The 7,720-nt window shown below is 53.4% G+C and carries 8 protein-coding genes; 7 read left to right on the forward strand and 1 reads right to left on the reverse strand.

Features of this window, described 5'->3' with window-relative positions:
• Positions 1-366: 366 nt before the first annotated feature.
• From PKX57_RS10590 to PKX57_RS10605, 4 genes are all read left to right on the forward strand, one after another.
• A complete protein-coding gene (locus tag PKX57_RS10590; RefSeq protein WP_472417231.1) occupies positions 367-810 on the forward strand; it encodes an NUDIX hydrolase in 444 nt (147 codons plus the stop codon).
• A complete protein-coding gene (locus tag PKX57_RS10595; protein ID WP_214047877.1) occupies positions 797-1,618 on the forward strand; it encodes an AAC(3) family N-acetyltransferase in 822 nt (273 codons plus the stop codon). Before PKX57_RS10590 ends, PKX57_RS10595 begins: the two co-directional genes overlap by 14 nt.
• 97 nt (positions 1,619-1,715) lie before the next feature.
• On the forward strand, positions 1,716-2,462 hold the full coding sequence (gpmA, locus tag PKX57_RS10600) for a 2,3-diphosphoglycerate-dependent phosphoglycerate mutase (RefSeq protein ID WP_472417233.1): 747 nt from the start codon (positions 1,716-1,718) through the stop codon (positions 2,460-2,462).
• A 129-nt stretch (positions 2,463-2,591) separates the two neighbouring features.
• Complete coding sequence (locus PKX57_RS10605) at positions 2,592-3,824, forward strand: radical SAM protein (protein WP_472417235.1); 1,233 nt, start codon at positions 2,592-2,594, stop codon at positions 3,822-3,824.
• Here PKX57_RS10605 and ylqF read toward each other — a convergent pair.
• A complete protein-coding gene (gene ylqF / locus PKX57_RS10610) occupies positions 3,803-4,630 on the reverse strand; it encodes a ribosome biogenesis GTPase YlqF (protein WP_214047874.1) in 828 nt (275 codons plus the stop codon). The two genes, PKX57_RS10605 and ylqF, sit on opposite strands and share 22 nt — an antisense overlap.
• Positions 4,631-4,732: 102 nt before the next feature.
• On the opposite strand from ylqF, the gene PKX57_RS10615 reads away from it, so the two are divergent.
• From PKX57_RS10615 to PKX57_RS10625, 3 genes are all read left to right on the forward strand, one after another.
• Complete coding sequence (locus PKX57_RS10615) at positions 4,733-5,584, forward strand: DUF4438 domain-containing protein (RefSeq protein WP_472417237.1); 852 nt, start codon at positions 4,733-4,735, stop codon at positions 5,582-5,584.
• A gap of 89 nt (positions 5,585-5,673) precedes the next feature.
• Complete coding sequence (locus PKX57_RS10620) at positions 5,674-6,648, forward strand: glycoside hydrolase family 10-like protein (RefSeq protein ID WP_472417241.1); 975 nt, start codon at positions 5,674-5,676, stop codon at positions 6,646-6,648.
• Between the two features lie 15 nt (positions 6,649-6,663).
• Positions 6,664-7,720, forward strand: a 1,057-nt coding sequence (locus tag PKX57_RS10625; protein WP_472417239.1) for an aminotransferase class I/II-fold pyridoxal phosphate-dependent enzyme, incomplete at its 3' end; no start/stop codon positions are given.

The raw sequence follows: 7,720 nt of genomic DNA on the forward strand, positions 1-7,720 counted from the left end.
TCTTGTGCACGAAATCCCTGAGGGTGAAGGTGAAGGGATAGATAACGGTCCCTCCGTCGATGGCCAGATGAAGGAAGGGCAGCGTGGTGATCTTTATCGAGAGAATATCCGCGAATATCTGAAAAGATATGTAAAGGGAGACGCTCAATATCCCTATGTCTATCATACTTCTTCGATTTTTCATTTTCCCGGCCGACTCCTGCTCACGTCAATCGTATCCAACGAACTGGAACTCTCAAGAGGAATTATACATACATTCGCGAAAGATAGAGTTTATGTATCTTGAAGTTCGAATAAAGCTGTTCATTCACGAAGCACCAAATGGTATCATTTTCCTTGAAGGGATGAAAAGCGACGGGAGAGCCTATGGTTGACGATCACACTCCGGAGATAAGGTTCGATACAGATCTAGAAGGTATCCTCACTTACGCGGTAATAGGAACACGCTACTGCGACAGGTGGATCTTCGTGAGGCATAAGCTGCGCCGGACCTGGGAGATACCCGGGGGTCATATCGAAGAGGGCGAGACTCCCCTCGAGGCCGCGCGAAGAGAGTTGCAGGAGGAGACGGGAGCCCGGTTTTTCGAGCTCTACGAGATCTGTACATACTCGGTTTCGAAAGATGGAGCAACAACCTCCGGAAAGCTCTTTTACGCTGAGGTTACCGGACTTGAAGGGCTTCAACCTCAGAGCGAGATCGGGGAGATAACGCTCCGGGTCGGTCTTCCGACCAGACTGACTTATCCGGAGATTCAGCCGTGGCTTTTCAAAAAAATCGTGAAATGGGAGAGAAACTTTGAGCGAAGCTGATGCCGTTTCAAAAAGCCGTTCCGGACCCGTGACCGTGATTTCGCTCCGTAAGGATTTCGAGAACCTTGGAATCAAAAAGGGTATGAGACTCCTGGTTCACTCCTCGCTCAGCAAGCTGGGCTGGGTTTGCGGCGGTCCCGTGGCTGTTATAAGAGCTATCGAAGAAGTCATCGGAGTGGATGGAACTCTCGTTATGCCTGCACATTCGGGCGACCTTAGCGAACCTTCGAGCTGGCAGAACCCGCCGGTGCCAGAATCGTGGCACGGGACAATTCGAAAGACCATGCCCCCTTTCGACCGCTCGGCGACGCCTACCAGAGGGATGGGCAAAATACCCGAGACTTTCAGAAAGATGAAGGCCGTCGTCAGGAGTAATCACCCGCAGGTCTCGTTCGTCGCCAGGGGAAAGGACGCCCTGTACATAACGGACGATCACCAGCTGGATTTCGGTATGGGCGAAGGGTCGCCGCTGGCCAGGATGTACGAGCTCAGGGCCTTCATCCTCCTGATCGGGGTCTCCCACTCTAACAACAGTTCTTTGCACCTGGCCGAATACAGGGCCGAGTACCCTTCAAAGGAAGTCTGTAAAGACGGGGCTCCGGTTGTGGAAAAGGGCCAGAGGGTCTGGAAAGAGTTCTCCGACATCTCGCTCAGCACCGACGACTTCGAGGATATAGGCAAGGCCTTCGAGAGCGAATACCCCTCCCTGGTGAGCCGTGGAAGGGTAGGCTACAGCGACGGCCTTCTGATTCCGCAAAGAGAACTCGTGGATTTCGCCACTAGATGGATGAGCGAGAATAGAAAGTGAGCGGCCGGTGAGGGACGGTTTTCGGTAACCGCCTGTTTCCTGCAGGCTTCCCGTAATAGTTTATAATATTCCTGAGAAGTCGAAAGGAGGAATAGTCATGATGAAGCTAGTCGTTGTAAGACACGGAGAAAGCACCTGGAACAAGGAGAACAGGTTCACCGGCTGGACCGATGTCGATCTTTCCGAGAAGGGAAAGGAAGAGGCGAAAAAGGCCGGCGAAATCTTGAAGGCTGAAGGCTTTAAGTTCGATCTAGCCTATACATCCGTTTTGAAGAGGGCCATAAGAACGCTCTGGTATATTCTGGACGAGATGGATCTGATGTGGATACCTGTTATAAGGGACTGGAGGCTCAACGAGAGGCATTACGGCGCCTTGCAGGGCCTGAACAAGGCCGAAACGGCCGCCAAACACGGGGAAGAACAGGTGAAGATCTGGAGGAGAAGCTACGACATACAGCCGCCCGCGCTCGAAGAGAGCGACGAGAGGTTCCCGGGCCACGACCCGAGGTATGGAAATCTCACGGCCGACCAGCTTCCAAAAACCGAGTGTCTGAAGGATACCGTTGCGAGGTTTCTGCCGCTGTGGAAAAATGAAATCTCAAACGACATAAAATCCGGGAAGAAGGTTCTGATAGTGGCCCATGGAAACAGCCTCAGGGCTCTGGTCAAGTACCTGGACAACATTCCCGATGACGAGATAGTCGGTTTGAACATACCTACGGGAATCCCTCTCGTTTACGAACTCGACGACGATCTGAAACCGATAAAGCATTATTACCTCGGCGACCCCGAAGAGATCGCCAAAGCCCAGCAGGCCGTGGCGAATCAGGGCAAGGCGAAATAGCCGCAAGTGGAAATATATGAGAAATCGGGAACGAGCGAAGGGTTCCCGATTTTTCTATGGGTAGTACACAGGCGAGGTCCCGGTCGCTGAAACCACCCCTATGGTAATAAAATAGACCGGAGGTGAGAGATGTCCATATTCACTTTTCTTATGGATCTGGCGAGGAAGGAGTTCAAGATCGAGTCTCTTTCCGGTCGCGACAGGATGGACTTCGACCGACCGGCAGGTCTGTATATACATATCCCCTTCTGCAGCGAGAGATGCGATTTCTGTCCCTACAACAAAGTGAAATACCACCAGGAAGCGGCGGCCGGTTACCCGCAGGCTCTGGAGAGGGAACTTGAACTCCAGGAAGTGAAGGGCTTCAGCTCTCTATATATCGGCGGTGGTACGCCTACGCTGGATATGGATCTCCTGGAAGACGTAATTGACCGTTTCTCGAATTCAATCGATGGAGAGCTTGCGCTGGAAGTCCATCCGGCCGATGCAACAGTTGAAAAACTCGAGAGAATAAAAGGAACGGGAATCGATTTCGTAAGTTTGGGAATACAGTCCTTCAACGACCGCACCCTGCAGAAGATGGGCAGGAAAAGGCAGAGCGCAGCCCTTTCCAGGGAAGCGATCGAGAGAGTCGTTCTGGCTGGCTTCGACTTTGTAGACGTCGACCTGATCTTCGACTTCGAACTCGAAAGCGAGAGAACTGCACGCGACCTGGAGATCGCCATGGATTACGGGCCACACCAGATCTCCGTCTATCCCATGATGAGGTTCACCGGCACGGCGCTGGCCGGTACGAAAAACGATCCCGATAGGGAGTTGCAGATTCTCGAGATACTCGAAGAGAGAGCCCGGAAAAGAGGTTACTCTCGGGACACACTCTGGACCTTCAAAAAACATGGCGAATCGAAGAGATACAGCTCTGTCTCGCGTGAGTTCTTCCTCGGACTCGGCACCAGCGCCTCTTCTTTCAACGGGGGACAATTCACAACCAACACTTTCTCCCTGGACGAATACTACCGGTACCTCGACGGAGGCCGCATCCCGGTAAGGAGGGCGATAGAGATGAATACTTTTCAGGCTTCTCTCTACTACTCTTTCTGGGCCCTGTACGGCGGTTCACTCGATCAGGAGAGACTGAGATCACTCTTTGGAGAGCCGGACATCAGGCTGTCGGGGCTGCTGGAGCTGGCCAGAAAGACGGGATATCTACGACAGGAGCGCGAAAAACTGGTTCCAACAAAAAAAGGCTACAGGGAGCTCCATATGATAGAAGAGTGGCTCACCTACAACTTCATCGATGTGATCTGGACGGAGTTGAGGGAAGAGGCGGCAAATAGAGCTCACCCGGGATCTGTCTGGTAGAAGGTGTCGGGATCCTCGAACGAGAAGCGGCCGGCCTTTCCCGAGGCCACATCTCTGAGAAAAGTGTGCGAACCCCTGGTAGTATCGTACTGGCCCTGTCTGGCAAGAAAGCCCCTCTTCCTGCAGAACTTATCGATTAAATCCTCGGAGTTTTCGAAAGACGCTCCCGTATATTCGAACAGACTCTCTTTTCCGTACCTGCCCACGATGAGATCGAGCACTCTCTCGAAAGCGTCCATCGGATCGAACTGCTCGTAAGGCAGAGAGCCCACTGCCAGCAATTTGGTAGTTATGTGTGGCGAGTGAAGGTTGGTGTAGAGTATTCCGGGTGTGTCGAGAACGGCGATCTGCTGGGATACGTTGATCCACTGAACACCGCGGGTGATTCCCGGACGGTTGCCGGCCGCGAGAGATTTCTTGCCCTTCAGCCTGTTGATGAACGTGGACTTTCCAACGTTCGGCATCCCAACCACCATGAACCTCTTTTCGAAGAACTTGCTCTTGACCAGGGGCACCACTTCCCTGATTATGAACTGCCTCGCGTCGCTGTTCATGAGGCTCGCCTCTATGACGTCCGTGCCCTGCGAGGAGAAGTGCTGCCTCCACAGCTGTGTGATCTGCGGATCGGCGAGGTCGCTCTTGTTGAGAACGACGATCCTCTGCTTGTTGTGAAAGAGCTTCTCGGCTTCGTAAGCCCTGCTGGTCATGGGAATCCTCGCGTCCAGCAGCTCGACCACGGCGTCGACCGACTTGATATTTTCCTGGATCTGTCTCTTGGCTTTCTGAATGTGACCGGGATAATACATGACTCTACCTCCGGTCTGGATTATAGCACGGGTACAATTCTCCGGTCCTCTCGCTTCTGTTGCTATAATAGAATCGAAGCAAAGATCAAAGGAGGTAGTACTGTGAAGACAAACAAAGACACGGTGGTGAAGATATCCGTTTCGGGCGAGGTGGCGCATCCCCTCATGAGAAGCCCTTTCAGGCTGGAGATCGACGGCACGCCCAGGCTTTTCCCCGGCACCGGAGGCATTACCTACAATTTCGCTCTGGGCGACAGCGCCTTCAAAATGACCGGCGATCACGTTGAGCCGGACGTTTCAACGAAGAATCCCGACAGCGACAAAAACACGGCCTACGTGGCCTACTCGTGCATAGGCAATTCGGCTCTCGTTATCAGCGGCGACGCCAAAGGCGAGCGCGGAGTGGTGACGGGAAAGCACGGAGGCATAAACCATGTTTTGATCCACTTCAAGGAAGAGGTTAAAGAGAAGATGGCCATAGGCGACAGGATACAGGTGACCGGTTACGGCCAGGGTCTCGTTCTGGAAGACTACCCCGGAATAAGGGTATATAACATAGACCCCTATCTTCTCGAGAAAGTACCGGCAGTGGAATCGGACGGAAGGATACACTTTCCCGTCAGAGCGATAGTTCCGGGGTATTTGATGGGATCGGGCTCCGGCTCGGGAAACCCCGCCGGAGGGGATTACGATATAATCACCAACGACCGTTCCCTGGTAAAACGCGTAGGCCTCGACAAATTGAGGATCGGGGACTTCGTCGCGTTGGAGAACCACAACGACTCCTTCGGACTTGGCGGCTACATGGAAGGCTCGGTAACCATAGGCGTCGTAGTTCATGGCGATTGCATCATAACCGGCCACGGACCTGGAGTGACGGTGATAATGGCCGACGGCGAAGGAATAATCGTACCGGAGGTTTCTGAAAAGTCGAACATAGTTGACTTCATCTGAGAATCGCGTGGCGTGGCAAATCGAAAGATCCTTGATTCCGGAGGGCTGGTATGAGAGATCCTGGCTTTGGCGTATGGGCCGTGAGGTCAATGCTATTAAATTCCACCTGTGTAGAAAAGATGATCTCGAAGCTGCAGGAGATTTCGGCGGGTCGCGCTTACGTGCAGGTCGTAGGCAGGGGCGATTCGCAGTACAGATCCGGTATTCTTCCGTGGGCCGAAGAACTGGACGGCCCTTTCGACGGTCTCTCGAAGACAATCGAGATGGCTCGCGGCAGCGGCCTGAAAATTTCGGCGTGGATGAACGTGAATCTGGTTTGGAAGTTCGGCGATAGGCCTTCCTCGAAAGAACACGTGGTTAACTCCCATCCGGAATGGATAACCCGCGACGAGCGGGGCGTCTCGATGCTGGAATACTTCTCTTGTGATATAGAAGAGGTCTTCGGACCCTTCATCGACCCGGGTATCCCACAGGTCAGGCATTTCACGGCCGCGATCGCCGATGAGCTGGCCTCCTACGATGTGGAAGAAGTTCATCTAGACTTCATCAGGTACCCTTTCAGGACCTTCGGTTACGCACAGGCGGCCCTTCGCGAATACAGGGAATGGCTGCGGACCGCAAGCCTGAAAGACACGGCGGAGAACTTCGACAGATTCAGAATAGAATCGACGGGCGAGCAGGTACGGCTCATAAGCGAGAAGGTGAGATCGAGGGGTAAAAAACTCTCCTGCGCCGTCTTCGACGACTACAGCGGGAGGGCGGTTAGGGAAAGGCTTCAGCCCTGGCTCGAGTGGCTTGAGGAGGGACTGATAGATTCGGCCGTTGTTATGGCCTACGGAAGAGAACCGGACGAGGTGATCTCCCGTGTCGAAAATATTCGCAACATACATGGATCGTTGAAGGGTATAAGAGTGGGACTGGGAGCTTTCAACTACGCCGGGAGGTGGGACGATTTCATCGGTCTCGTGAAAAGTGTGAGGAAGATGGATCCCGACGAGATAACCTTCTTTGCGTTGAGCTCGATCGACAAAGAGCTCGCCGGGAAGTTGAAAGCTCTCGGCTGATGGGAGGTTGTAACTTTGAGATTGAGAGATTTCAAGCTCGAGGTCTATTTCGAAGAATACGAGTTCAAGGCGCCGTATCTTTTGGCCCAATCAGACTGCGAGTCTTTGTCTGCAAGAGAGCTGTTGGAACTGTCAGGAAAGTCATCCGACGGATTTCTGGATACCTGGCTGGGATACACTCAGGTCAGGGGCGAGCCGTCCCTCAGAGAGAAGATAGCCGGCCTTTACGAGACCGCATCGATGGAAGACGTGCTAGTCCACTGCGGAGCCGAGGAGGCGATCTTCAACTTCATGAACGTCTTCCTCGAGAAGGGGGATCATGTGATCTGCCAGTTCCCCGTTTACCAGTCTCTGTACGAGGTGGCCCGTTCAATCGGTTGCGAGGTGAGTCCCTGGGAGTTGCGACAGACTGCAAAGGGCTGGGAGTTCGATCTGAGCCTTCTGGAGAGATTGATCAGACCCGAGACGCGCCTGCTGGTGATAAACAACCCCAACAACCCGACTGGATACCTTATAGACAACGGAGAACTGTTGGAGATAGCCGCTCTCGCCGACAGGAAAGGCATATTCGTTTTCTCGGACGAAGTCTACCGCGGACTAGAGCTTTCCGAAGAGACCCCCAAACAGAGGGCCTTCGCGGATATCTGCGAAAACTCCCTCTCGCTCGGAGTGATGTCTAAATCCTACGGCCTGGCCGGTTTGAGGATCGGCTGGATAGCTTCTCACGCAAAAGATATTATGGAAAGCATGACCAGGTACAAGCACTACACTACCATCTGCAACAGCGCGCCTTCTGAGTATCTCGCAGAAAGGGCTCTGGAGTGCAAAGAAAAGATCCTGGCCAGAAACGCGGAGATCATAAAAAACAACATAACCCTGGCCGAAAGCCTGCTTCTGCCCACAGGGCTCATAAGGCTGAACAGGCCCCAGGCCGGACCGATAGCCTTCAACGAGTATCTCGGAGGCGACGTCGACGCCTTCTGCGAAGAACTGCTCGAGGAGACAGGCGTCCTTCTGCTCCCGGGAAGCGTTTACGATTTCCCGGGTAATTACTTCAGAATGGGGTACGGTC

Source organism: Mesotoga sp., from assembly GCF_035363035.1.
Lineage (GTDB): Bacteria > Thermotogota > Thermotogae > Petrotogales > Kosmotogaceae > Mesotoga.

Excerpts from the sequence above, each read along its gene's own strand:
- ylqF (WP_214047874.1), bottom strand. The coding sequence starts at position 4,630 with ATGTATTATCCCGGTCACATTCAGAAAGCCAAGAGACAGATCCAGGAA.
- PKX57_RS10590 (WP_472417231.1), top strand. The coding sequence starts at position 367 with ATGGTTGACGATCACACTCCGGAGATAAGGTTCGATACAGATCTAGAA.
- PKX57_RS10605 (WP_472417235.1), top strand. The coding sequence starts at position 2,592 with ATGTCCATATTCACTTTTCTTATGGATCTGGCGAGGAAGGAGTTCAAG.
- PKX57_RS10620 (WP_472417241.1), top strand. The coding sequence starts at position 5,674 with ATGCTATTAAATTCCACCTGTGTAGAAAAGATGATCTCGAAGCTGCAG.
- gpmA (WP_472417233.1), top strand. The coding sequence starts at position 1,716 with ATGATGAAGCTAGTCGTTGTAAGACACGGAGAAAGCACCTGGAACAAG.